25 protein-coding genes and 1 riboswitch are annotated in these 23,272 nt (G+C 43.4%); of the genes, 23 read left to right on the top strand and 2 right to left on the bottom strand.

Going from position 1 to position 23,272, the window contains the following annotated elements:
* The 6 genes from FAY33_RS04725 (at position 1) to FAY33_RS04695 (ending at position 5,542) form a co-directional block, all read left to right on the top strand.
* A complete protein-coding gene (locus tag FAY33_RS04725) occupies positions 1 to 447 on the top strand; it encodes a GNAT family N-acetyltransferase (protein ID WP_185967489.1) in 447 nt (148 codons plus the stop codon).
* 28 nt (positions 448 to 475) lie between these two features.
* Positions 476 to 1,699, top strand: coding sequence for a bifunctional glutamate N-acetyltransferase/amino-acid acetyltransferase ArgJ (gene argJ, locus FAY33_RS04720; protein WP_143319634.1), 1,224 nt, complete (start codon positions 476 to 478; stop codon positions 1,697 to 1,699).
* A gap of 21 nt (positions 1,700 to 1,720) precedes the next feature.
* Complete coding sequence (gene argB / locus FAY33_RS04715; RefSeq protein ID WP_143319633.1) at positions 1,721 to 2,617, top strand: acetylglutamate kinase; 897 nt, start codon at positions 1,721 to 1,723, stop codon at positions 2,615 to 2,617.
* A complete protein-coding gene (locus FAY33_RS04710) occupies positions 2,607 to 3,806 on the top strand; it encodes an aspartate aminotransferase family protein (RefSeq protein ID WP_347562657.1) in 1,200 nt (399 codons plus the stop codon). Before argB ends, FAY33_RS04710 begins: the two co-directional genes overlap by 11 nt.
* 250 nt (positions 3,807 to 4,056) lie before the next feature.
* Complete coding sequence (locus tag FAY33_RS04700; RefSeq protein WP_143319631.1) at positions 4,057 to 4,689, top strand: cyclodeaminase/cyclohydrolase family protein; 633 nt, start codon at positions 4,057 to 4,059, stop codon at positions 4,687 to 4,689.
* A gap of 16 nt (positions 4,690 to 4,705) precedes the next feature.
* On the top strand, positions 4,706 to 5,542 hold the full coding sequence (locus FAY33_RS04695) for a bifunctional 5,10-methylenetetrahydrofolate dehydrogenase/5,10-methenyltetrahydrofolate cyclohydrolase (protein WP_143319630.1): 837 nt from the start codon (positions 4,706 to 4,708) through the stop codon (positions 5,540 to 5,542).
* 80 nt (positions 5,543 to 5,622) lie between these two features.
* Here FAY33_RS04695 and FAY33_RS04690 read toward each other — a convergent pair whose 3' ends face one another.
* Positions 5,623 to 7,185 (bottom strand): methyltransferase domain-containing protein, encoded by a 1,563-nt coding sequence (locus tag FAY33_RS04690; protein ID WP_185967488.1) that lies wholly within the window; start codon positions 7,183 to 7,185, stop codon positions 5,623 to 5,625.
* 213 nt (positions 7,186 to 7,398) lie between these two features.
* Between FAY33_RS04690 and FAY33_RS04685 the strand changes: the two genes are divergently transcribed.
* A complete protein-coding gene (locus FAY33_RS04685) occupies positions 7,399 to 8,823 on the top strand; it encodes an MFS transporter (protein ID WP_143319628.1) in 1,425 nt (474 codons plus the stop codon).
* A 51-nt stretch (positions 8,824 to 8,874) separates the two neighbouring features.
* Here the strand turns inward: FAY33_RS04685 and thiT are convergent, their stop codons facing one another.
* On the bottom strand, positions 8,875 to 9,546 hold the full coding sequence (thiT, locus tag FAY33_RS04680; RefSeq protein WP_143319627.1) for an energy-coupled thiamine transporter ThiT: 672 nt from the start codon (positions 9,544 to 9,546) through the stop codon (positions 8,875 to 8,877).
* 24 nt (positions 9,547 to 9,570) lie between these two features.
* A riboswitch (TPP riboswitch) is annotated at positions 9,571 to 9,669 on the bottom strand.
* A gap of 135 nt (positions 9,670 to 9,804) precedes the next feature.
* Here thiT and FAY33_RS04675 point away from each other — a divergent pair.
* From FAY33_RS04675 to FAY33_RS04600, 16 genes are all read left to right on the top strand, one after another.
* A complete protein-coding gene (locus FAY33_RS04675; protein ID WP_143319626.1) occupies positions 9,805 to 10,230 on the top strand; it encodes a DMT family transporter in 426 nt (141 codons plus the stop codon).
* 101 nt (positions 10,231 to 10,331) lie between these two features.
* Positions 10,332 to 10,979 (top strand): helix-hairpin-helix domain-containing protein, encoded by a 648-nt coding sequence (locus FAY33_RS04670; protein WP_143319625.1) that lies wholly within the window; start codon positions 10,332 to 10,334, stop codon positions 10,977 to 10,979.
* A 21-nt stretch (positions 10,980 to 11,000) separates the two neighbouring features.
* On the top strand, positions 11,001 to 11,699 hold the full coding sequence (locus FAY33_RS04665; RefSeq protein ID WP_143319624.1) for a response regulator transcription factor: 699 nt from the start codon (positions 11,001 to 11,003) through the stop codon (positions 11,697 to 11,699).
* Between the two features lie 78 nt (positions 11,700 to 11,777).
* Positions 11,778 to 13,634, top strand: a complete 1,857-nt coding sequence (locus tag FAY33_RS04660; protein WP_143319623.1) for a DUF6320 domain-containing protein — start codon at positions 11,778 to 11,780, stop codon at positions 13,632 to 13,634.
* 22 nt (positions 13,635 to 13,656) lie between these two features.
* Complete coding sequence (locus tag FAY33_RS04655) at positions 13,657 to 14,685, top strand: alpha/beta hydrolase (RefSeq protein ID WP_143319622.1); 1,029 nt, start codon at positions 13,657 to 13,659, stop codon at positions 14,683 to 14,685.
* 8 nt (positions 14,686 to 14,693) lie between these two features.
* Complete coding sequence (rlmH, locus tag FAY33_RS04650) at positions 14,694 to 15,173, top strand: 23S rRNA (pseudouridine(1915)-N(3))-methyltransferase RlmH (RefSeq protein WP_143319621.1); 480 nt, start codon at positions 14,694 to 14,696, stop codon at positions 15,171 to 15,173.
* A 20-nt stretch (positions 15,174 to 15,193) separates the two neighbouring features.
* Entirely contained in the window at positions 15,194 to 15,853 is a 660-nt protein-coding gene (locus tag FAY33_RS04645; RefSeq protein WP_143319620.1) for a pentapeptide repeat-containing protein, read from the top strand.
* A gap of 162 nt (positions 15,854 to 16,015) precedes the next feature.
* On the top strand, positions 16,016 to 16,954 hold the full coding sequence (locus FAY33_RS04640; RefSeq protein ID WP_143319619.1) for a M14 family metallopeptidase: 939 nt from the start codon (positions 16,016 to 16,018) through the stop codon (positions 16,952 to 16,954).
* Positions 16,951 to 17,886 carry a M14 family metallopeptidase gene (locus tag FAY33_RS04635; RefSeq protein ID WP_143319618.1) on the top strand — a complete coding sequence of 312 codons (936 nt, stop codon included), beginning with the start codon at positions 16,951 to 16,953 and terminating at the stop codon, positions 17,884 to 17,886. The genes FAY33_RS04640 and FAY33_RS04635 overlap by 4 nt, the downstream gene beginning before the upstream one ends.
* 87 nt (positions 17,887 to 17,973) lie before the next feature.
* Positions 17,974 to 18,510, top strand: coding sequence for a DUF3877 family protein (locus FAY33_RS04630; RefSeq protein WP_185967487.1), 537 nt, complete (start codon positions 17,974 to 17,976; stop codon positions 18,508 to 18,510).
* Between the two features lie 28 nt (positions 18,511 to 18,538).
* Positions 18,539 to 19,069 (top strand): C40 family peptidase, encoded by a 531-nt coding sequence (locus FAY33_RS04625; protein ID WP_243126592.1) that lies wholly within the window; start codon positions 18,539 to 18,541, stop codon positions 19,067 to 19,069.
* A 98-nt stretch (positions 19,070 to 19,167) separates the two neighbouring features.
* Positions 19,168 to 20,175: a stage III sporulation protein AA gene (gene spoIIIAA, locus FAY33_RS04620; protein ID WP_347562656.1), complete on the top strand. Its 1,008-nt coding sequence runs from the start codon at positions 19,168 to 19,170 to the stop codon at positions 20,173 to 20,175.
* Positions 20,168 to 20,698 carry a stage III sporulation protein AB gene (locus FAY33_RS04615; protein ID WP_143319615.1) on the top strand — a complete coding sequence of 177 codons (531 nt, stop codon included), beginning with the start codon at positions 20,168 to 20,170 and terminating at the stop codon, positions 20,696 to 20,698. Before spoIIIAA ends, FAY33_RS04615 begins: the two co-directional genes overlap by 8 nt.
* An 11-nt stretch (positions 20,699 to 20,709) precedes the next feature.
* Positions 20,710 to 20,904: a stage III sporulation protein AC gene (gene spoIIIAC / locus FAY33_RS04610; RefSeq protein ID WP_024838702.1), complete on the top strand. Its 195-nt coding sequence runs from the start codon at positions 20,710 to 20,712 to the stop codon at positions 20,902 to 20,904.
* Positions 20,905 to 20,964: 60 nt separating this feature from the next.
* Positions 20,965 to 21,351: a stage III sporulation protein AD gene (gene spoIIIAD, locus FAY33_RS04605; protein WP_143319614.1), complete on the top strand. Its 387-nt coding sequence runs from the start codon at positions 20,965 to 20,967 to the stop codon at positions 21,349 to 21,351.
* 182 nt (positions 21,352 to 21,533) lie between these two features.
* Positions 21,534 to 23,096, top strand: a complete 1,563-nt coding sequence (locus FAY33_RS04600) for a flotillin family protein (RefSeq protein WP_143319613.1) — start codon at positions 21,534 to 21,536, stop codon at positions 23,094 to 23,096.
* The last annotated feature ends 176 nt before the right edge of the window (positions 23,097 to 23,272 follow it).

Genomic DNA, 23,272 nt, shown 5'->3' with positions numbered 1-23,272 from the left:
ATGATAATTCGAACAATGACACCCAATGATTATGAAAATGTTTACAAACTCTGGACAGGAATCAAAGGATTTGGAATCCGGGCAGTCGATGATTCAAAACAGAGCATAATCCGGTTTTTACAGAGAAATCCAGACACCAGTGTGGTGGCAGAAGAAGACGGCAGAATTATTGGAAGTATTTTAAGCGGACATGACGGAAGACGGGGGAATTTTTACCATGTTTGTGTGGCAAAAGAAGACCGGGCAAAGGGTGTTGGCAGAGAGATGGTTTTAGAGGCAGTGAAAAGGCTGGAAAAAGAAGGAATCTGCAAAGTGGGTCTTGTTGCATTTCAGTCCAATCAGGTGGGGAATCAGTTTTGGAAAGATATGGGATTTACGTTCCGGGAAGATTTGAATTATTACGACTTTTCTTTGGATGAAGAAAACAGAACTACTTTTATAAAATAAAGGGACAAAAAAACAGGGAGGAAAACCAATGAAAGAGATTCATGGAGGAGTAACGGCGGCAGCAGGATTTAAAGCAGCTTCCACAGCGGCAGGAATTAAATATAAAGACAGAAAAGATATGGCAATGATCTACAGCGAAGTGCCATGTAAGGCAGCAGGAACCTATACCACCAACGTGGTAAAGGCGGCTCCGGTCAAATGGGATAAAAAAATGGTGGATCATGCTCCTGCAATTCATGCCATTGTAATCAATGCAGGAATTGCCAATGCCTGTACCGGAAGAGAAGGAGATGCTTATTGTGAGGAAACAGCCAATGAAACAGCCACATGTCTCTCCATTCCTTCTGATTCTGTCTTAGTGGCATCCACGGGAGTGATCGGAAAACAGCTTCCCATGGACCGCATTACAGCAGGAATCAATGCCATGGTTCCCATGCTTTTAGAAACCATCGAAAGCGGTACGGATGCAGCCACCGCCATTATGACCACAGATACGGTTAAAAAGGAAGCAGCAGTCCAGTTCCAGGCAGGCGGAAAAACCATTACCGTTGGAGGCATGTGCAAGGGTTCCGGCATGATTCATCCGGACATGTGCACCATGTTAAGTTTTGTTACCACAGATATTTCTATTTCCAAAGAACTGCTTGGGGAAGCTTTGCGGGAAGATATTAAAGATACCTATAACATGATTTCCGTAGACGGCGATACTTCCACCAATGATACGGTGCTGCTTCTTGCCAATGGTCTGGCAGGAAATGAAGAGATTACAGAGAAAAATGAAGACTACTATGCCTTTTTAAATGCGCTTCACTATATCAATGAAACTTTGGCAAAAAAGATTGCCGGAGACGGGGAAGGCTGTACAGCCCTGTTTGAAGTAAAGATTGTGGGAGCACAGACAAAGGAACAGGCAGTAACCCTTTCTAAATCAGTTATTACTTCAAGTCTGACCAAAGCAGCTATCTTTGGACATGATGCCAACTGGGGAAGGATTCTTTGTGCCATGGGGTATTCCGGTGCAGAGTTTGACCCGGAACAGGTGGATTTATATTTTGAAAGCGCAGCAGGAACTTTAAAGATTATTGAAGACGGTGTGGCATTGCCTTACAGCGAAGAGGAAGCCACAAAGATCTTGTCAGAGCCGGAAGTAACAGCCATTGCAGACATTAAAATGGGAAAAGCTGCCGCAACAGCCTGGGGCTGTGATCTGACCTTTGATTATGTGAAAATCAATGCAGATTACCGTTCGTAATCCAGCCAGGGAGGAAAAAACATGGAATTAGATCAAAGTATCATGCAGAAGGTGGAAGTACTGATCGAAGCACTTCCTTATATCCAGAGGTTTAACCGGAAGACCATTGTGGTAAAATACGGCGGAAGTGCCATGGTTGATGAAGAATTGAAAAAACAGGTAATCCAGGATGTTGTTTTATTAAAACTGGTTGGTTTTAAGCCCATTATTGTTCATGGAGGCGGAAAAGAGATCAGCAAATGGGTGGAGAAATCCGGCATGGAGCCTCATTTTATCAATGGGCTGCGGGTTACAGATGAATCCACCATGGAGATTGCGGAGATGGTTCTCAACCGGGTAAATAAAAGTCTGGTTCAGCTTGTCAATGAGCTTGGAATCAAAGCGGTTGGCATCAGTGGAAAAGACGGGATGATGCTCAAGTGCAAAAAACGTCTTTCCAATGGAGAAGACATCGGGTATGTAGGTGATATTACAGAGGTTGATCCTCAGATCATCCACGATCTTCTGGAAAAGGATTTTCTTCCCATTATCTGTCCCATTGGATTTGATGAAGACTTTAAGACTTACAATATTAATGCAGACGATGCTGCCTGCGCCATTGCCACGGCTATGGAGGCAGAGAAACTGGCTTTTTTGACTGATGTTGAGGGAGTTTACCGGGATTTTAAGGATAAAAATTCTCTCATCTCTGAGATGACCATACAGGAAGCAACTGAGTTTGTGGACAGCGGAACTTTGTTGGGTGGTATGCTTCCAAAGCTTCAAAATTGTATTGATGCCATGAACCAGGGAGTGTCCCGGGTACATATTATGGATGGCAGAATTCCTCATTGTCTTCTGCTTGAGATATTTACCAATAAAGGAATCGGCACTGCAATTATAAGTCATGGAGAGGAGCGCTATTATCATGCTGAGTAAACAGGAATATATCAAGAAGACGGAAAAAAATATCTATAAAACCTATAACCGTTATCCCATCGTGTTTGATCATGGAGAAGGCGTTTATCTTTATGATACAGAGGGGAAAGAATATCTGGATTTTGCCGCTGGAATTGCGGTAATGGGCTTGGGGTATCATGACAAAGAATTTGATGAGGCATTAAAAAACCAGGTGGATAAACTGCTTCATACCTCCAACCTTTTTTATAATGTTCCGTCTGTGGAAGCAGGAGAACTGCTTCTAAAAGCGTCTGGTATGGAGAAAGTGTTTTTTACCAATAGTGGGACAGAAGCCATTGAAGGAGCATTAAAAATTGCCAGAAGGTATGCCTACAACAAAGACAAAAGCCATGATCATGAGATCATTGCCATGAATCACTCTTTTCATGGAAGAAGCCTGGGTGCTCTTTCTGTAACAGGCAATGACCACTATCAGGAGCCGTTCAAACCGCTGATTCCTGGAATCCGGTTTGCCGAATATAATGATCTGGACAGTGTAAAAGCATTGATGAATGAAAAAACCTGTGGCATTATTCTGGAAACCATACAGGGAGAAGGCGGAATTTATCCTGCTTCGGAAGAATTTTTAAAAGGAGTAAAAGCTCTGTGTGAAGAATATGATGCTCTTTTGATTCTGGATGAGATCCAGTGCGGCATGGGACGGACCGGCTCCATGTTTGCATGGCAGAAATTTGGTGTGAAACCCGATGTGATGACAACCGCAAAAGCGTTGGGAAATGGGGTACCCATCGGAGCGTTTTTAGCCACTGGAAAAGCGGCGACTGCCATGGTCCCCGGTGACCACGGAACCACTTACGGAGGAAATCCCTTTGTAACAGCAGCGGCAGCAAAGGTTTTAGAAATTTTTGAAAAGAGAGAGATTGTAAAACATGTCAGAGAAGTGGGAGAATATCTGTGGGAAAAGCTGGAAGATATTATGGCAGAACATGATGTGATTCTTGCACATCGGGGAGCTGGTCTGATCCAGGGGCTGGAGTTCTCCATTCCGGCAGCGCCTCTTGTGGAGCGGGCACTATTAGAAGAGCAACTGGTAATTATCAGTGCAGGTGCCAATGTCATTCGTATGGTTCCTCCTCTTATTGTTACAAAAGAGCAGGTTGATACGATGATTAAAAAAATGAAAACTATATTAAAAGAGCAAATTTAGAACAGCCGCTCTTGCAGACCGTCTTCACAATATGCGCACCATAGAATTTGTTGATCCGGCAACCTGGAAAAAGAGGTGCGAGGAAACCATCCGTCTTTTTTCTCCCCTTGCAGCAAAATACAAAGATGTGCGGCTTCAATCCGAACTTCAGGAGCTGTCCATAAAACACCTTTCCAGATAGCCTTGTAATTTTTTCAAAAGCCTTATATAATGATAAATAAAATTTTCAGTCTGAAAGGCGGTATTACAAATGACACAGGATCTTACGGTTTCTTCCTTTCTAAGCCAGCTATCTTCCAAAAGTCCCACTCCGGGCGGCGGCGGAGCGGCAGGCCTTGGCGGGGCAGTTGGAGCAGCCCTTGGGGAGATGGTGGTGAATTTAACCCTTGGAAAAAAGAAATATGCAGAGGTGGAAGATGAGATGAAGTCCAGCCTTATCCGCCTGGAGGATATCCAAAAGGCATTTTTAAGGCTTGCAGATGAAGATGCGGCTGTCTTTGCCCCTCTGGCACAGGCTTATTCCCTTCCTTCAACCACAGAGGAAGAAAAAGCCAGGAAAAAAGAAGTCCTGGAAGGCCATCTGATTGCGGCTGCCCAGGTTCCTCTCGCTGTTATGGAGTGTTCCTTAAAAGCACTTGGTGAGATGGAGATTCTGGCGGCAAAGGGAAGCCGTATGGCGGTAAGTGATGTTGGAGTTGGAGTTCAGTTTTTAAGATCCGCCCTGTTAGGTGCCAAAATGAACGTTTCCATCAATACCAAAACAATGGTTCAAAGAGAAAAGGCGGCAGAGTTAAATAATAAGGCCCAGTCCATGGCAGAGGAAGGAATTTTGCTGGCAGATGGAATATACGCTCAGGTAGAAGCGGCGTTAAAGACAGAATAAAGGAGGCAGAAAAGCCGTGATTACATTAAAGGGAGCAGCAGTGTCTGCAAAGATAAAAGAACAGGTAGAAGGTCTTTTAAATGGGGTTCAGGGACAGATTCCAAAGCTGGCGATCGTAAGGGTTGGGGAACAGCCTGATGATTTGTCCTATGAGCGGGGAGCTTTAAAGAAGATGGAAGCCTTTGGGCTGAAAGCAGAAAGTTTTGCCTTTGCGGCAGATATCTCTGATGAAGCGTTTAAACAGGAATTTGCCCGGATCAATGATAATCCGGAGATTGATGGAATTCTTCTTCTGCGTCCCCTTCCAAAGCAGATTAAAGAGACGGACATCGAGAGGATGATTGACCCGGGAAAGGATTTAGACGGTATTTCTCCCGTTAATATTGCAAAGGTATTTGCCGGAGATGACAGCGGATTCGCTCCCTGTACGGCAGAAGCTGTAGTGGAAGTATTAAAAGCCAATGAGATTCAAATGACTGGAAAACGGGTTACCATTGTAGGAAGAAGCATGGTGGTGGGAAGACCTCTTTCCATGCTGCTGTTAAAAGAGAATGCAACGGTCACCATCTGCCATACCCGGACAGAAAACTTAAAAGAAACCTGCCGTCATGGCGAGATTTTAGTTGCAGCAGCAGGACGTGCAAAGATGCTTGATTCTTCTTATGTGGGAAAGGATGCCATTGTCATTGATGTGGGAATCAATGTAGATGAGAACGGAAAGCTGTGCGGGGATATGGATTTCGATACTCTGGAAGGAACTGCTTCCATGGCAACTCCTGTGCCTGGCGGGGTGGGAGCTGTGACAACCGCTGTGCTTGCCAAACATCTGGTAACGGCTGCTCTTGCAAGATAAATACTGCATAAACATACGTCTTAGACCTGGAATTCCCATGAAAAAGGATATTCTGGTCCAAGACGTATTTTTATACTGCTTTAGAGTTTCTCTGCCTTTACCAGATACTGGTATGCTTCAAATTCATTTGCCGGGCTTTTACTGATGTCACACAGGGTCTTTACCAGGTTTTCCTGGTCTTTGGTCATATAGGCTCTGGTGTTTCCAATATCCTTTATCTCATATCCTGCTCTGGAAAACATCTTAACAATCTCTGCCTTTGTAAAGAAACGCAGATGGGTCCGGTCCAGAATCCCGCTTTCCTGGTAGGTAAAATGCCCGTTCAGTAAATCAGCAAGAACGGATATGTGCATAATGTTGGGGATGCTGGCGATAATCCTGCCGCCTGACTTTAAATACCGTTTCATATTAATAAGCACTTCTTCCGGCTGGTGAAGGTGTTCCAAAACGTCTCCGAAGATAATATAGTCAAAGAATTTCTCCGGATAATCCAGATCTCCTTCTACATTTCCCTGGGTTACAGGAAAGATTTTTGATGCAATGTTCCAGGAACCAGGGTCAAGTTCAATACCATAAAGCTTTGCATGAGGAAATTTCTTTTTCATGGAAAGGAGAGAGGCTCCGCAGGCACAGCCCACATCAAGGATACGGATGGAGGCTTCCGCCGGCTCATCAATCAGTCTTAAAATTTCCGGACGGGCAAAAAGAGAGTAGTTCAGCCTTACATCCCATTTTTTATGAAAATACTCGCTGTCAAACCACTGAAAAGAAGAATTGTTTGGCTGAATCAGGGTGTATACATAACCATGGTGGCACAGATAAGTGAGTTTTCTTAGCTGCAGCAATTGAAAACAGTAATCCTTCTGCGCTGTTTCCAGAGTGAGAAAAGAGCCATCAAGCCCTCCGGTTTCTTCCCAGAATTCCCTTTTCACAAGGAGGGTTTTGCAAGAAGGAAGAAGAACCGGGTCCATGCGTTCATCCCCTGGCAGACTGTGTTCCACCGCATATCCGTCAGCTCTTTTAATTGGAGTTTCAAATTCTGTTAATCCCTGGGCTGGTCCGTTGGTAACCGCATTGACAGCTCCAATGTCATTACTTTTATAAAGAGACATGCGAAGGTGGAACAGGGCATGGCTTAAAAGTGCAGCTCCCCGGTCTAACAGGAGAAGGTCGTCATTTTTGTCTGCTTTTTCTGCTGCTTTTTCATAAGCGTTATGGAGATTTTCTCCTTTTACCGATACAACGGTCAAGTCTTTCTGTTCCAGAATCCAGTCGGTCACTTCTTTGGACTCTTCCCAATCAAGGACAATCACCCGGCTGCTGTCTTCTTTTCGCAAAAGACAGGCAGCTATGACCGCTTTCATCTGTTCCAGGCTGGTAAGAGCCGGAATGATAAGGGAAACAGATGGAACAGGGTTTTCAGAACTGCTTTTCCAGTCAGTTAAACGTTTTTCTAAAAACAATTGCTCCTCTTTGTCATCACACAAAAAATAACTGTGCTCGTAGCAGAGATAGGCACGGTTTTTGTTTCCCTCCTTTTCATAATATTTTCCTAACTGATAGTAAACCCTATGATCAAGGCTGTTATGAGCTGCTTCCTCATAAAGCGTTTTTATGGTTCTTAAGGCTTCCGCCTCCATCATCGTCATGTCTCCTTTTTCCTTTTTACTTCATTATATTCCCGGGATGGAGCAAGACGTGATTAAAACAGTATTTTAGGGAAATATAGTTGATACATCAACAAGTCTGGGCTATAATATCTGGAGTACAATTTCCAGATGAAAATAAAAAAGGAGATGTTTCAGTGGAAAAGAAGAAAAAATTATACACGGTATAGAACGGAATGGAGAAATAACATGGAAGAATCAAATGAAAAAGTATACAAAAACCGTATGCTGATCTTAATTAACGTTGTTTTACTTACCTTTATGGCTACTTTGGACAGCAGTATTGTGAATGTGGCACTTCCTCAGATGTCCCATATTCTGTTGGTCAGCTCGGAATCCATTGCCTGGGTTGTTACCATCTATCTGCTGGTGGTGGTAGGAACGATTTTGATCTTTGGACGTCTGGGAGATATTGTTGGAAAGACAAGAATCTTTTTATATGGTGTTCTGGTGTTTACGGCAGGTTCTTTGCTGTGCGGTATATCCAACAGCTTTCTGCAGCTTATTATTTCCAGGGCAATACAGGGACTTGGGGCAGCGGCTGCCATGGGAACCAATCAGGGAATTATAACAGAGGTGTTTCCGGTTCATGAAAGAGGAAAAGCGCTGGGAATATCCGGAACCTCCGTGGCACTTGGTTCCATGGCGGGACCTCCTCTGGGCGGGCTGATTATCCACTCTTTTGCATGGGAATATATTTTCTTAATTAATGTACCAATTGGAATTATCGTGTATGCTCTGGGAATTCGAACACTTCCCAAAGCAGGAAAGGCAACTGGAGAGAAATTCGATGTAAAAGGGGCAGTTCTCTTTTGCATTTCCATCGCTTCGTTATTTTTGTCCCTGATTTTAGGAAAAAGTTATGGATATGGAAATCCGGTTATTGTGGCAGGAGTCCTTGTGTTTCTGGTTTCATTTCCCCTGTTTCTTTTTCTGGAAAACAGAACAAAGGTGCCCCTTCTGCCCCTGTCCTTATTTAAGAACAGCCTGTTTTCCATCAGTATATTGTGTGCATTCTTATCCTTTGTGGCAATCAGCAGTTCCACCATTATTCTGCCGTTTTACCTTCAGGATACTTTAAAATATTCTCCTGCATTTACGGGTATTATTCTTATGGTATCTCCTGTGGTCCTGGCAGTGGTGGCACCGGTAAGCGGTCATTTGTCTGATAAAATCGGATCAGAGATTCTCACCTTTTTGGGGCTGATATTTACCGGAATTGGTCTGGGGCTGATGTCCACATTGACAGAAACGTCTGATCTTGGTTATCTGATTGCATACCTGGCAATTATGTCTGTGGGAAATGGATTGTTTCAATCCCCTAACAATTCCCTTACCATGTCAACGGCTCCAAAGAACATGCTTGGAATATGCGGCAGTGTCAATGCACTGATCCGGAATCTGGGAATGATCAGCGGAGTATCCTTTGCAGTGGTGATTTTATACAGCCGTATGAGCCATAAGATTGGTTATAATGTTACAAATTACATTGTGGGGCGAGATGATATTTTCATTTATGGAATGAAGTGGGTCTATATAATTGCTGCCCTGATCTGCGCAGTGGGTGCACTTCTTACTGCACTTCGTCTCTATAACCGTAAGATTAAAAAATAAAAAAACGGTATCTTCTCTGGGTCTGATTCCAGTGGAAGATACCGTTTTTATTTAGCCGTTCACTGCCTGTCGCTTGACCTGATTGATGGCATTGAGCACAGGTGGCATATATAAGATGATAATGGTGAGGACCAGTTCTGGAACAATGTAGGTGGCATTGTACAACAGAGTATAAATCATAGGATTGCTTCCTTCCGGCGCATAAGCTGCGAAAAAAATGTAACCGGACAGGACATGGAACACATACCGGCCAAGTACACCAGCGATATATCCCAGAACCAGACCGTGTTTTTTGTTAAAGAACAATCCGGAAAGTCCCAGAGCGCCAAAAGCAACCGGATAGTCCAAAAGTACCTGCAGGGGGGCATAGATATAAGGTCCCATAATAAATTGAAGAATTCCGTAAGCGACGCCGGTCATGATTCCAGTCTTTAAGCCGAATACATATCCGGTAAGACAGATGAACATCATGGAAAATAAGGTGATGGAGCCGCCAAAAGGCAGAGAAGCAAATTTAATAAACGAAGTGACAAGGGCAAGCGCCATAGCACCTGCACAGCATACCATCTCCCTGGTTCTCTGTGTTTTTGATTTATCCTGGGATTTTGACAGAAACTGGAATCCAAAGAAGATTGCAGCAAGCAAAATAAGAACAGCCGCATACCCTCCGGGTTTTAATATGTATTCTGCATCCTCCGCAGAATAGGTTAGAAAAAATGACATAAAAATACCTCCTTTTTGCGCAGGAGGGGACCGAAATAGCTTCCTTCCGCCGGCATTATCCGGTTCAAGTAGTGAGGGTTTGGTTTTTACCAATCTCAGCCCAAGGCTCCCCTAGCGTGTGAACGTTATATGATTTTCTGTGAGTATAGCTCATATAAAAAGAATTGTCAAGTCGTGTCAAATGATAATATTTGCATAAAAAAGCAGATAAAGCACAACCTAGGATATAGAAGAAAAATACAAAAATGGAGGTTATCTATGACAGGCTTTGTGATCGCCCTTATATCCGGGGCACTTATGAGCATTCAGGGCGTTTTGAATACAGGAGTGACCAAACAGACCAGCATGTGGGTATCTACTGGCTGGGTCCAGCTTACAGCATTTCTCACCTGTATTATATTGTGGTATTTTTCAGGAAGGGAAAATATTGGAAGCCTTTTGGAAGTTCAGCCGAAATACCTGCTTCTTGGAGGAATTATAGGTGCATTTATTACTTATACGGTAATTAGAAGTATGGGAACACTGGGACCGGCGAAGGCTGCTCTTGTCATTGTTGTATCCCAGATTCTTGTGGCTTATGGAATTGAACTTTTTGGCCTGTTCGGGGTGGATAAAGCAGGCTTTGAATGGAAGAAACTTCTGGGTGCTGTTGTTGCAATCATCGGAATCATGATATTTAATTAATTTGGAAATAGTGCTTGTATTTGCCTATGTCTTTCGGTAGAATAGTAGCATAGGCTGAAGGTGGTATCCCATTTGCATGATTATGCAGACAGGAGGATATCATGAAATACAAAAAAGTGAAGATTGCAGTCATTGTTGTATGCGTTTTGGTTTCTGGATTGTGTTATAGTTTCAGCAGAAGTCAGAGAACTGCGGCAGTTGAGGAGTCACTTCTTTATCTGGCTGATGAGAACGAAGAAGCTGGTAAGGAGCTGGCAGAAGCAGGTCTTAATCCTGGGTCTGCCGGTTCTTTTGAAGAAAAAGACCGGGAAGAAACACAATCACCGCCCTGCTATGTACATATCTGCGGAGAAGTTGCCTCCCCGGGAGTCTACCAGCTTTCAGAAGGAAGCCGCGTGTTTGAAGCAGTGGATCAGGCGGGAGGACTGACTCAGAACGCAGCCGCAGAAAGTCTTAATATGGCAGAACGGGTAAAAGACGGCATGAAGATCGTCGTCCTCAGCAAGGAAGAAGCCCGTTTAAAACCGCCATTCCAGGGAGATTCTCCAAAGGAACAATCACAGGTAAATTTAAATACAGCCGCCAGGGAAGAGCTGATGACCTTACGGGGCATCGGGCAGTCCAGAGCAGAGGATATCATACGATACCGGGAAAGCCATGGCGGATTTAAAAAGATTGAGGATATTATGAAGGTACCAGGGATCAAGGATTCAGCATTTCAGAAGATAAAAGACAACATAACGGTTTGAGATTGAAGACAGAGGTGTGAGATGGCAAGTGTTTTAGTAGTTGATGATGAAAAACTGATTGTAAAAGGAATTCGCTTCAGTCTGGAGCAGGATGGCATGGAAGTGGACTGTGCGTATGATGGAAAGGAAGCCATAGATTTAGCAAAGCAGAAGGAGTATGATGTGGTACTTCTGGATGTGATGCTTCCGGAGTTTGACGGCTATGAAGTCTGTCAGGCAATCCGTGAGTTTTCGGAGATGCCTATTATTATGCTTACGGCAAAAGGCAATGATATGGATAAGATCTTAGGGCTGGAATACGGTGCGGACGATTATATTACAAAGCCCTTTAACATTCTGGAGGTAAAGGCAAGGATCAAGGCGATTATGCGCCGGAATGCCAAGAAGAGCAGGCGGGAGCAGCAGAATGAGAACCGGCTTGTTACGGCAGGAGATTTAAAACTGGACCGGGACAGCAGACGGGTATTCATTGGAGAGAAAGAGATTAATTTAACGGCAAAGGAATTTGATTTACTGGAACTTCTTACCTGCAATGCAGGCAAGGTATACAGCCGGGAACAGCTTCTTACTTTTGTATGGGGCAACAAAGCCATGGATACGGGAGATGTCCGTACGGTGGATGTTCATGTCCGCCGTCTCAGGGAGAAGATTGAGCCAAGTCCCAGCGATCCCAAATATGTGCATACCAAATGGGGCGTAGGATATTATTTCCGCGTCTGAACAATGGGGCGGATTTCCTGCCGGTTGCCGGGGAATCCGCCTTTATTATCGTAAGAAGAGAAAAGAGGCACAGACGGTATGAAACGAAGCCCCCAGGGGGAAAGATGGAGAAGACTTGATAATACAGCCAAGATCTTTCCCGTGATAGCAAGTGAAAATTTGAGCAGTGTTTTCCGGCTCTCTGCCACTTTAATGGAGGAAATAGATCCGGGAACCCTGCAGAGAGCATTGGAAGAGATACTGCCTCAGTTTGAGGGATTTTCCGTAAGGCTCGGAAGAGGATTTTTCTGGTACTATCTGGAGAATAATAAGCGAATGCCAGTGATTGAGCGGGAGACCACTTATCCATGCAAATACATTGATCCAAGAAGCAGCCACCAGTTTTTATTCCGGGTCAGTTACTATGACAGGCGGATTAATCTGGAAGTGTTTCACGCAATTACCGATGGGCTTGGGGCGGTGAATTTCCTTAAGGCGCTTGTTTACCGCTATCTGGATATTGAGAGAGGTTTAAAACCGGGACACAAGCTTTTCCAAAAGATTCCCTCTGATCTTTCCATGAATGTGGAAGACAGTTATGTCCGTCATTATAAAAAGGTGGTAAAAGCCAGGTACAGTTCAAAAAAAGCATTTCATATCAAAGGAGAGTATCTTCCTCTTGATGAAGAGAATGTCATTCATGGCTATGTTGGGTTAAAGGAATTAAAACAGACAGCAAAGCGTTATGGAGTGAGTATCACCAGGTTCCTTACTGCCGCTCTTATCTGGTCTGTTTATGTGGAATATTTAGAAAAAAAATCCTGGGAAGAACCTATTGGAATCAGCATTCCCATTAACCTGCGGACCCTTTTTGATTCCAAGACCATGGCGAACTTTTTTGCAGTCACTCTCATTGAATTTTTATCCGACGGCAAAGAGCATACCTTTGAAGAGATATTAAAGACGGTCAGTCTGCAGATGGATGAAAAGATCACAAAGGAAAAGATGGAGGAAGTGATCTCCTATAATGTTTCCAATGAAAAAAAATGGTATCTGCGTATTGCCCCCCTTTTTATTAAATGGGGAGCAATGAATCTGATTTTCCGAAAGAATGATAAGGCTTATACCATGACCCTGTCAAACATTGGACCCATAGACATTTTAGATGAATATAAAGACGATATTGAACGGTTTCATATGTTGATTGGTGTGTCCAAAAGACAGCCGCTTAAATGTGCAGTCTGTTCCTATAAAGATGAGGTGATCGTTACCTTTACTTCGGTGTTTCACGATGTCAGACTTCCGAACTGTTTCTTTGGCTTTCTAAAAGAGGAGGGAATTCCGGTTCAGATGGAAAGCAATGGAGTGGGAGAAAGACAGGAAGACAAAGGCATGTATCCGGAGATTGGCTATGATAAAGAGAAGCTGAAAAAGCTTGCCAACTTATTTTATGGCTTAATGGCTTTTATGGCGGCGGTTTTAGGACTGATTAATTATGCCACTTATTCCGATTCCCTGTGGTCTGTCATTGTTATCGGTCTGATGGCTTATGCCGCCATGACGGTCCGTTATTCCCTGATGCGGCATGCCAATCTGGCGTCTAAGATTCTTATACAAACCAGCGCAGCGCAGTTATTGTGGGTTGCCATCGACCATTCTTCTGGATACAGCGGGTGGTCTTTGAATTATGGTGTTCCATCGACCATTTTGTTCGCAGATCTGGCGGTGGTATTTCTGATTCTGGTCAACCGGATGAACTGGCAGAGTTATTTTATGTATCAGATTGCCATAACCGTGTTTAGTTTTATTCCTTTGATTCTGTGGGCAGCAGGGCTTATTACAAGACCGCCTCTGACCATAGCAGCAGTTACGGTAACGGTTCTGATTCTGGCTGTTACCATTGTGCTGGGGGACCGGAGTGTGAAGAATGAATTAAAGCGGCGGTTTCATGTTTAAAGACTGGAAGGAGTTGGCCTGAATGAGAAAAAAGAAAGTGAGTATAAGAGGAAATCTGGTGAGAGAGATGATGCAGAACGTGATGGAAACCTCATTAAAAGACCCAATAAGAACTGGAGAACTGCGGAAAAACCCTGTGGAGCCGGCATGGGTCTGTCCTTCTGGATATGAATATGAGATCATTGGGCTGGAATCATTTCAAATGGAGTATTTGCGCCCCCAGGGTGTGGTGACAGGGCGGGTGATCTTACAGCTTCACGGCGGCGGATATATTGGTCCCATGAAGAATATCTATAGAAGGTTTGCAGTCCGTTATTCCAAAATCAGCTACGGAGGTGATGTACTGACTCCGGATTACCGGGTGGCTCCGGAGAATCCCTATCCCGCAGCGCTTCACGATGCAGTTGCAGCCTATCAGTGGCTGCTCCATGAAAAAAAGTATGAACCGGAGAACATTGTGGTAGCAGGCGATTCTGCCGGAGGCGGTCTGGCACTGGCACTGGGGCTATATTTAAGAGATCATGATCTGCCTCTTCCGGGTGGGTTTATAACCATGTCTGCCTGGACGGATTTAACCAACAGCGGAGAGAGTCATCAGACCAACTACGAGATTGATCCACTGTTTGGCAATTCCAGAGACAACATGCTTTACCATTCTTCTTACCTTGGAGAGGAATCTCCCGAGAATCCTTATATCTCACCGCTCTTTGGAGACTTCCACGGATTTCCTCCCGTTCTTTTGCAGGCAGGCAGTTACGAAGTGCTTCTAAGTGATACGCTTTCACTGGCGCAGAATTTAAAAAAGACAGGCATCAGGCACCGGATTTCCATATACGATGGGATGTTCCATGTATTTCAGATGGGACTTGATTTAATCCCGGAAAGCAGGGAAGCCTGGGAGGAAGCAGAGGAATTTCTAAGAATTATTTACCACATAAGTGTAAAGCCCGAGGGAAAAGTGGTCAAAAAGGTAAAAAACACTCAGAAAAAATCGGCAGGAGATGTAACAAGATTTCTCATTGCCATGATGAAAAAGGAACTTGATGGATAAGGAGTTTTATGAAGATAACGCTTATAACAGTGGGAAAAATCAAAGAGAAATTCTTTGCGGATGCCATTGATGAATACAAAAAGAGACTGAGCCGTTACTGCAAACTGGAGATCATTCAGGTAGCAGACGAGAAGACGCCGGACAATGCCAGTGAAATTGCAGAACGCCAGATTAAGGATAAAGAGGGGGAACGGATCATATCTTTTATCAAAGAAGGTGCTTATGTGACCGCACTGGCAATTGAAGGAGAGATGCTTAACTCCGTGGAACTATCGGAAAAGATCAGTTCTTTGGGGGTAAGAGGGACAAGCCATCTGGTTTTTATCATCGGTGGTTCACTGGGACTTTCAAAAGAAGTATTAAAACGGGCAGACTATAAGCTCAGCTTTTCCCCAATGACATTTCCCCATCAGCTTATGCGGGTTATTTTACTGGAACAGATCTATCGGAGTTACCGGATTATAAATGGGGAACCGTATCATAAGTAAGAAGATAAAAGGGGGAACATATGAAGCAGAAATTTCTATCCCCTGTTTTTACAGGGGAGACAGAGTCTGTTTTTCAGAAGCCGGATCAATTGAGGAAGCTTAAGGAACTTGATGAGCTGGTTGGACATGTCCGGTTTCAGAACTTAAATATAACAGAAGAAGATTTTTCCCACATGCGTTTTCATGGTGTGATTTTTGAAAATTGCATGATTCAGGGCTGTGATTTTAAACAGGCAGAATTCTGTGATGTTAGATTTCATTCCTGTGATTTATCCAACTGCTTTTTTCCGGACAGTTACTGGAACCGGGTGGAGCTGAAAGATATAAAGGGAATTGGCACAAACCTATCTGGAAGCACGTTTGTGCATGTTTCTGCTGCCGGTGTTAATTTTGATTATGCCAACTTTGACGCATCCAGGTTCGATCATATCCGTTTTATGGAAAGTCAGTTTCAAGGGGCGTTTTTTACCCAGTGCAATATTAAAGATATCTTATGGGATCAGGTTATTTTAAATGAGACCAGTTTTTTCAAAACCTCCTTAAGAGGAATGGACTTTACCAAAAGTACAATTCATGGACTGATGCTTTCTGACGATGGAAGAGAGCTGCAGGGAGCAATGGTGGATTTATATCAGGCGGCGGAACTGATACGGTATCTTGGTGTGATTGTGAAAGAGTAAAAGCGCCCTGGGCATAACAAGGGGAGTTGACGCATTGACAAATGGTTAAAAAAACGGTATATTATTCTTAGGCAACGGCGCTGTTTGGGCTTTCGTTGCCTTTTTTGTTTGCAAAAGGGAAACTGTATTTTAGGAGCAGAGAAACAAAAGGCGAGGGAGATTATGATAGAAACGGTTGTATCTGTAGGGCTGGCAGTAGGAGAGAACTGGAACATATACAAAAACAGAATTCAGCCGGAAGTGTTAAAAGGGGATGAAAAACGGTTAAGCATTGTGACCGGGGTTCATGGAGATGAGTTGGAAGGGCAGTTTGTATGTTATGAATTAAATCGGATTTTACAGGAGAACCGGGAACATCTCAAGGGGATTGTTGACCTGTATCCGGCTTTAAATCCTTTAGGAGTGGATTCGATTACCAGAGGAGTACCTGGATTTGATATAGATATGAACCGGATTTTTCCTGGAGATGAGGAGGGAGCTGTAACAGAGCACATTGCTTCCAGAATCATGTCAGATATATCCGGTTCTGACTTTTGTGTGGATATTCACGCAAGCAATATATTTCTAAGGGAGATTCCACAGATCCGCATGAGTGAAAAACGGGCAGAAGCGCTGATTGATTATGCAAAGCTGATGAATGTAGATCTGGTATGGATTCATGAAAGTGCTGTGGTGTTGGAATCCACCCTTTCTTACGGGCTCAACAGCATTGGAGTTCCCACATTTGTTGTGGAGATGGGCGCCGGTATGCGGATCACACAAAGCTATGGGCATCAGTTGACCGAAGGGCTTTTCTGTCTGATGAAAGAGCTTGGCATATGGGAGGGAGAGACGATAACACCCAGAGAACCCATGATCTCTTTAAACAGAAAGCTGGGACTGGTCAATTCCCATAAGGCAGGAATTTTTCTTCCTAAAGTGGAACATTTAGGTACGGTCTGTGAAGGACAGCCCATGGGGCAGATCCTGGACCCTTTGAATGGAACAGTAGCAGAAGAGATTATCTCTCCCATCTCAGGACTTGTGTTTACTTTGAGAGAATATCCGGTAGTATCCACCGGATCTTTACTGGCAAGGGTGTTGGGGGGAGAAGAGGGATGAGAAAAGAAACCATTATTACGCTCAGTAACCTTTACCGTGATAACATGGATATATACGGTTACTATTTTGGAAAAGGAGACAAGTCTGCCTGTGTGATAGGTGCATGCAGGGGAAATGAGATCCAGCAGCTTTATATCTGTTCCCAGCTCATAAGAAGGCTAAAAGAGCTGGAAGAACGGGGGGCCATTGTAAAAGGCAAGGAGATCATGGTCATTCCTACGATTAATACGGCTTCTATTAATCTGGGAAAACGGTTCTGGCCCACGGATGATTCGGATATTAACCGGATGTTTCCCGGTGACAGGGAGGGTGAGACGACAAAGCAGATCGCTGCCGGAATCTTTGACAAGGCAAAGGAATACAGCTATGGAATCCAGTTTACCAGTTTTTATATTCCAGGTGACTTCATTCCTCATGTGCGGATGATGGATACTGGTCATCAAAACCCCAGTCTTGCCAATTTATTCGGTCTTCCCTATGTCATTATCCGGGAAGCAAAACCCATTGACAAGGTGACTCTTAATTACAACTGGCAGTTAAATGATACCAATGCTTTTTCCGTTTACACCAGCAGTACCGATCAGATTGATGAGCCTTCCGCTCAGATGGCAGTGGCATCGGTTCTCCGGTTTCTGACCCGCATGGGAATGATCCGGTATTCCAGCCACAGCGGATATATAGCTTCTGTTATCCACGAACATGATCTTGCAAGTGTCCGGACAGACTGTGCAGGAATCTACCGTCCCCACTTTCAGCCAGGACAGGAAGTCCGCAGAGGAGAGGTGCTTGCAGAGATTTTAGATCCTCTTGAAGGGACTGTAATCAGTCAGATTCTGGCACCGGCAGAGGGCATCGTATTCTTTGCCCATGCCCAGCCTCTGGTCATGGAAGGAGTCATCATTTATAAAATTATCCGGAGACTGCATTCTTAGAAGAAACATGCTTGACTGGCAGGAACAGTCTGTCTATAATAGATAGGAAAGCAGTCTGATAAAAGACGTTTAGTTGGGAGAATGGATATGCAATACGGGTTTCTGGAGCAGATGCTCATTAATTCCATTAAAGAAGTACAGATTAAATTAGGATACGAGAGAGAAGCAATCCGGTTTTATTACCCGGAGACAGCTCTGTTTCACATGATTGGAATAGATGGAGAGTCAAAAGAAGAGGTCAAGGCATTTATGGAGGGATTTAAAGACTCTGTAAAGGACAAGCTTGGTGCTGTCAGAATCACAAAAAATCAGGAACGCTTTTGTTTTGAGATCCCTGGAGAAGGCGTGGAATACGTCTATAAGAATGTGGAAGATAATGGATTTTTAAGAGAATTTATTAAGACAGTAGAAAAGCCTGAAGTAACCCTGGAAGAGATTCTTACCGTGTTTGGTAAATTTTCAGACGGCAGGATTATTTGTGAGAAGTCAGAGGAAGAAGAGTGCGACTATATTATATTTTTTGAAGACTCCTCTTTCGACTGTTACCGGTATTATTTAAAGTTTCACGGAAACCATGCCACCTATCATCGCTTTTTACTGGAAGAAGCGGTGGAAATGGCATGAAAAACATATCAGACAGGGAGAAGAATTAATGCAGAGAAAAAAAATCACAGGAGTTTTGCTTTCTGGTTTTCTAATTGCTCTTTCAGGGAGCTTCCCAGCAAAAGCCGACACCATTCCGTTAGTACCCCCTATGCCATTTGAAGCGCCGGCTGCCGGTCCTGGGATGAATGTAAGAGGTCCCTCCATGCCGGGAACAGGAGTCTCATCCGCAAGAGGAGAAGAGGTAGTATCCTTTGCCAGACAGTTTCTAGGCAATCCATACGCATACGGTGGGACAAGCCTGACAGAAGGTGCTGATTGTTCCGGTTATGTCCTGAGTGTGTATAAGAACTTCGGAATCAATCTCCCAAGAACTTCCGGAGAGCAGGGACAAGCAGGAATGACGGTAGAGGGAATAGAAAGTGCCAGACCTGGAGATCTGATCTCATACATAGGGCATATCGGGATTTATGTGGGAGACCGCAAGGTGATTCATGCCAGTGGTCCAAAGGACGGAATCAAGATATCCAAAGTGGATTTTATGCCAATTCAGTCCATAAGAAGAATTTTAAGCGAATAACAGAAGAAGCGTTTCAGACAGAATATGAAGTGGTTTGATACGCTTCTTTTTTTCGGAATAATTTGTCCCTCTTTACATATATTGAGGTAAGAGGAGGGATGATGGTGGAGAAAAAAGACGAGCTTATTCATATATTTTCAAAAAACATAAGACAGATTCTTAACCGGGTACCCGCAGACTTTGAAGAAGTGCAGGAAATAAGGCTCCGGGCGGCTGGTCCTCTTTTGATTCTGTACCGGAATGAGGAATTTTATGTGACTGAAAACGGGGCGTTAAGCAAAGATCAGACCAATGCTTACATTGCTTCCAAACGTGAGCTTGGAGAAACCATGGAATACATGAGCAACCATTCTCTGTATGCCTTTGAAGAAGAGATGAAACAGGGATTTATCACCATACAGGGCGGTCACCGGATTGGAATCGCAGGAAAGACGATTTTAGATGAGAACGGAATTAAAACCATGAAATACATCTCTTTTATTAATGTCCGTTTGTCCCATCAGATTAAAGGCTGTGCCCTTCCTGTTCTCCCTTATATATATGAGGAAAGAGAAGAAATCTGCCATACTTTGATTATCTCTCCTCCAAGGTGCGGTAAAACCACGTTATTAAGAGATTTAATCAGGCAGGTCTCCAACGGTTCCAGTCAATATCCTGGCATTACCGTAGGAGTGGTGGATGAGCGGTCGGAAATCGGAGCCTGCTATCAGGGCGTTCCTCAGAATGAACTGGGCATACGGACCGATATTTTAGATTGCTGCCCCAAGGCAAAAGGTATGATGATGCTGATCCGGACCATGTCTCCAAGAGTGATTGCAGTAGACGAGATTGGAAGCCGGGAGGATTTAGAGGCAATGGAATATGTTATGAACTGCGGGTGCAAGCTGATTGCTACGGTTCACGGCAGTTCTATTGACGACATCAGGCAGAAGCCGGTGCTGAGGAAGCTGGTAGAAGAACGGGTTTTTGAACGGTATATCATTCTTGGCAGTCATGGAAAGATTGGAAACATTGAACAGATTTATAATTCCAGGGGAACCCAGTTGTATAAAGCACCTGTAAAGACAACGATTCCATGGGACAGGCAGGAGCGGGCGTATGGATAAGACCTGGTTTAAAATTGCAGGAGCGGTTTTGGTTATTATTTCCTCCACGGGTCTAGGATTCTATATGGCAGCCCAGTGGAGTGAACGTTTAAAAACGTTGGAAAAGTTAAAAAAAATGATTTTTTTATTAAAAAGTGAGATTGTATATGCCAATTCCCCGCTGACAGAAGCTTTTGAACGAACCGGAAAAAAAGCAGGCGGCAGTCTTGGAGCTTTGTTTTTAACTGTTTCGGAACGATTAATCAGTCAACAGTCAGAATCGTTTTTTACAGTCTGGCAGGAAGAAATTGATAAACTTCCAAAGGAAGTCTGTCTGTCAGGGGAAGATAAGCAGAACTTAAAGGGGCTTGGAGAGCATCTGGGGTATCTGGATATGGAAATGCAGGAAAGAAACATTCTTTTGTATTTAGAACAATTAGATTTAACCATCGGTTATTTAAGAAAGCATAAGCAGGAAAAAACTCGTCTTTATACCAGCCTTGGAATCATGGGCGGACTATTTCTGACCATTGTAATGTATTAAGGAGGAATTGCATGGGGGTCAATTTGATTTTTAAAATTGCAGCAGTTGGAATCCTGGTTTCCGTCATCTGCCAGGTTTTAAAACACAGTGGGCGGGAAGAACAGGCATTCCTAACAAGTCTTGCAGGGCTGGTCCTGGTGCTGTTCTGGCTTGTACCTTACATATATCAGCTATTTGAATCCATTAAAAATCTGTTTGCATTGTAGGAAAGCACCTTGCAGGCATACCCTTATGCCCTTAGAAGCAGCTCAAAAAAAGGGGGAAGCATGACAGTCGTAACCATAGCCATAACAGGAATTGTGGCAGTGCTTTTAGCAGTTTCTATCAAAGGAATCAAAGGAGAATACGGAACTTATATCGTTCTGGCAGCAGGATTTTTTATTTTTTTCTATGGTATGGGGAAACTTTCAACAATTCTGGATACCATGAAAGAAATCCAGTCTTATATTAAGATCAACAATGTTTATTTATCCACGCTGGTAAAAATGATTGGTATTACCTATATTGCAGAATTTGCTGCTGGAATCTGCAAAGATGCCGGATATGGAGCGGTGGGAACCCAGATTGAGATATTTGGAAAACTATCGGTACTGGCAGTCAGTATGCCCATTCTTCTGGCATTAATTGAGACATTACAGGTATTCTTAGCATAATTACGGTGTATATTTATCAAGAAACCATTGGAATGGAATTATAATTGACATACACTGAAATGTTGGTAGAATAATAGAAGAGATCTTTATTGATTGATTTTCATACCAAATTCTATGAACAATCAGTCTCCGTGGATCTTAACACGTATCCATAAACTCGAAAACACAAAAGGGAGAAAAGTATGATAGAATTAATCGTGCCAATTGTTTTAGTTATTGCCGTATTAGGAATTCTTGCATCTGGTTATGTAAAAGCACCGCCGGATACAGCCTATATTATATCCGGTCTGAAAAAGAAAACAAAGATATTAATCGGTAGGGCGGGAATTAAGATCCCGTTTTTAGAAAGGCTGGATAAGCTGAATTTAAAACTGATTCCTCTTGATATTCAAACCAAAGATCCCGTACCAACTCAGGATTGTATCAACATCTATGTGGATGCTGCTGTTAACGTAAAAATTAAAGCGGAAGATGTATCCATTGACCTTGCTGCACAGAATTTCTTAAACAAAAGTGCAGAGGAGATTGGATCAATTGTTTCCGAGGTTTTAGAAGGAAATGTCAGAGAAATCATATGTACCATGAAGCTGCGGGAACTGATCGGTGACAGGAAGACGTTTGTTACCAAAGTTTCTGAGAATGTAATCCCTGATCTGGAAAAGATGGGAATAGAACTGGTCAGTTTCAATGTCCAGAACTTCCGTGATGAAAATGAAGTCATTAACAACCTTGGTATTGACAATATTTCTCAGATTAAAAAAGATGCGGCAATCGCAAAAGCCAATGCAAATAAAGAGGTAGCCATTGCCCAGTCCTCCGCAGACAGAGAAGCCAATGACGCCCGGGTAAATGCAGAAACAGAGATTGCTACAAGAAATAATGAATTAGAGATTAAGAAAGCCGAATTAAAGCAGATATCAGACTCTAAAAAAGCGCAGGCAGATGCGGCATATGAGATTCAGCAGCAGGAACAGCAAAAGACCATCCAGACTGCAACCGTCAATGCCCAGATTGCCAAGACCGAAAGAGAAGCGGAATTAAAGGGCAAGGAAGTTGCCGTTATGCAGCAGACCTTAGAAGCTGAGATTAATAAAAAGGCTGATGCTGACCGTTATTCTGTAGAGCAGAAAGCAGCCGCAGATTTATCCAGAAGGCAAAAAGAAGCAGAAGCAAGAAAGTATGAGCAGGAGAAAGAGGCAGAAGCCAAAAAAGCTCAGGCAGAAGCCCAAAAGTATGCCATGCTTCAGGAAGCAGAGGGTATAAAGGCAAAGGGTGAGGCAGAAGCTGCAGCGATCCAGGCAAGAGGTTTGGCAGAAGCAGAAGCAATGGAGAAAAAGGCAGAAGCTTACCAGAAGTACAACAAGGTTGCCATGGCTGAGATGATGATTAAAGTTCTTCCTGAAATTGCGGGCAAGATTGCAGAGCCGCTGGCTCAGATTGACAAGATCACTATCATTGGCGGAGGCAATGGGGATTCTGGTAATGGAGTAGGCTCTGTTGCTGGCAATGTGCCGGTTGTAATGGCAAAATTGTTTGAGTCAATGAAAGAAGCAACTGGCGTGGATCTTTCTGAGATTATGAAAGCCGATACATATGACGCCAAAGTAACCAAGAATTTAAATATTACAGGTATTCCAGAGAATACATCAGCCGTAGATGCAGCAAAGGTGGTAGCGGCTGGAGAAGCTTTGAATGAAGTGACGGAAGACGCAGATAGCAAGGATGAAACGGATAAAACTTTATAGAATCAGGATTGTTGTGGAAAGAAGACTGGGTGAAGATTCAGTCTTTTTTTAATGCTTGTTATAAAATAAAAAATAAATTTTGACGAGTATTGTTAATATAATGTAAAAGTATAAAATTATTGTACTTATTTGTCGTAATCTTTGATATACTGAATGGAGGATAATTCAATATTATC

It is taken from the genome of Clostridium sp. HBUAS56010 (assembly GCF_007115105.1).
Classification (GTDB): domain Bacteria; phylum Bacillota; class Clostridia; order Lachnospirales; family Lachnospiraceae; genus Lacrimispora.
The sequence above is the reverse complement of the archived record's forward strand: the minus strand, read 5'-3'. Positions and strand labels throughout refer to the sequence as shown.

Excerpts from the sequence above, each read along its gene's own strand:
- FAY33_RS04725 (WP_185967489.1), top strand. The coding sequence starts at position 1 with ATGATAATTCGAACAATGACACCCAATGATTATGAAAATGTTTACAAA.
- argJ (WP_143319634.1), top strand. The coding sequence starts at position 476 with ATGAAAGAGATTCATGGAGGAGTAACGGCGGCAGCAGGATTTAAAGCA.
- argB (WP_143319633.1), top strand. The coding sequence starts at position 1,721 with ATGGAATTAGATCAAAGTATCATGCAGAAGGTGGAAGTACTGATCGAA.
- FAY33_RS04710 (WP_347562657.1), top strand. The coding sequence starts at position 2,607 with ATGCTGAGTAAACAGGAATATATCAAGAAGACGGAAAAAAATATCTAT.
- FAY33_RS04700 (WP_143319631.1), top strand. The coding sequence starts at position 4,057 with ATGACACAGGATCTTACGGTTTCTTCCTTTCTAAGCCAGCTATCTTCC.
- FAY33_RS04690 (WP_185967488.1), bottom strand. The coding sequence starts at position 7,185 with ATGATGGAGGCGGAAGCCTTAAGAACCATAAAAACGCTTTATGAGGAA.
- FAY33_RS04685 (WP_143319628.1), top strand. The coding sequence starts at position 7,399 with ATGGAAGAATCAAATGAAAAAGTATACAAAAACCGTATGCTGATCTTA.
- thiT (WP_143319627.1), bottom strand. The coding sequence starts at position 9,546 with ATGTCATTTTTTCTAACCTATTCTGCGGAGGATGCAGAATACATATTA.
- FAY33_RS04675 (WP_143319626.1), top strand. The coding sequence starts at position 9,805 with ATGACAGGCTTTGTGATCGCCCTTATATCCGGGGCACTTATGAGCATT.
- FAY33_RS04670 (WP_143319625.1), top strand. The coding sequence starts at position 10,332 with ATGAAATACAAAAAAGTGAAGATTGCAGTCATTGTTGTATGCGTTTTG.
- FAY33_RS04665 (WP_143319624.1), top strand. The coding sequence starts at position 11,001 with ATGGCAAGTGTTTTAGTAGTTGATGATGAAAAACTGATTGTAAAAGGA.
- FAY33_RS04660 (WP_143319623.1), top strand. The coding sequence starts at position 11,778 with ATGAAACGAAGCCCCCAGGGGGAAAGATGGAGAAGACTTGATAATACA.
- FAY33_RS04655 (WP_143319622.1), top strand. The coding sequence starts at position 13,657 with ATGAGAAAAAAGAAAGTGAGTATAAGAGGAAATCTGGTGAGAGAGATG.
- rlmH (WP_143319621.1), top strand. The coding sequence starts at position 14,694 with ATGAAGATAACGCTTATAACAGTGGGAAAAATCAAAGAGAAATTCTTT.
- FAY33_RS04645 (WP_143319620.1), top strand. The coding sequence starts at position 15,194 with ATGAAGCAGAAATTTCTATCCCCTGTTTTTACAGGGGAGACAGAGTCT.
- FAY33_RS04640 (WP_143319619.1), top strand. The coding sequence starts at position 16,016 with ATGATAGAAACGGTTGTATCTGTAGGGCTGGCAGTAGGAGAGAACTGG.
- FAY33_RS04635 (WP_143319618.1), top strand. The coding sequence starts at position 16,951 with ATGAGAAAAGAAACCATTATTACGCTCAGTAACCTTTACCGTGATAAC.
- FAY33_RS04630 (WP_185967487.1), top strand. The coding sequence starts at position 17,974 with ATGCAATACGGGTTTCTGGAGCAGATGCTCATTAATTCCATTAAAGAA.
- FAY33_RS04625 (WP_243126592.1), top strand. The coding sequence starts at position 18,539 with ATGCAGAGAAAAAAAATCACAGGAGTTTTGCTTTCTGGTTTTCTAATT.
- spoIIIAA (WP_347562656.1), top strand. The coding sequence starts at position 19,168 with ATGATGGTGGAGAAAAAAGACGAGCTTATTCATATATTTTCAAAAAAC.
- FAY33_RS04615 (WP_143319615.1), top strand. The coding sequence starts at position 20,168 with ATGGATAAGACCTGGTTTAAAATTGCAGGAGCGGTTTTGGTTATTATT.
- spoIIIAC (WP_024838702.1), top strand. The coding sequence starts at position 20,710 with ATGGGGGTCAATTTGATTTTTAAAATTGCAGCAGTTGGAATCCTGGTT.
- spoIIIAD (WP_143319614.1), top strand. The coding sequence starts at position 20,965 with ATGACAGTCGTAACCATAGCCATAACAGGAATTGTGGCAGTGCTTTTA.
- FAY33_RS04600 (WP_143319613.1), top strand. The coding sequence starts at position 21,534 with ATGATAGAATTAATCGTGCCAATTGTTTTAGTTATTGCCGTATTAGGA.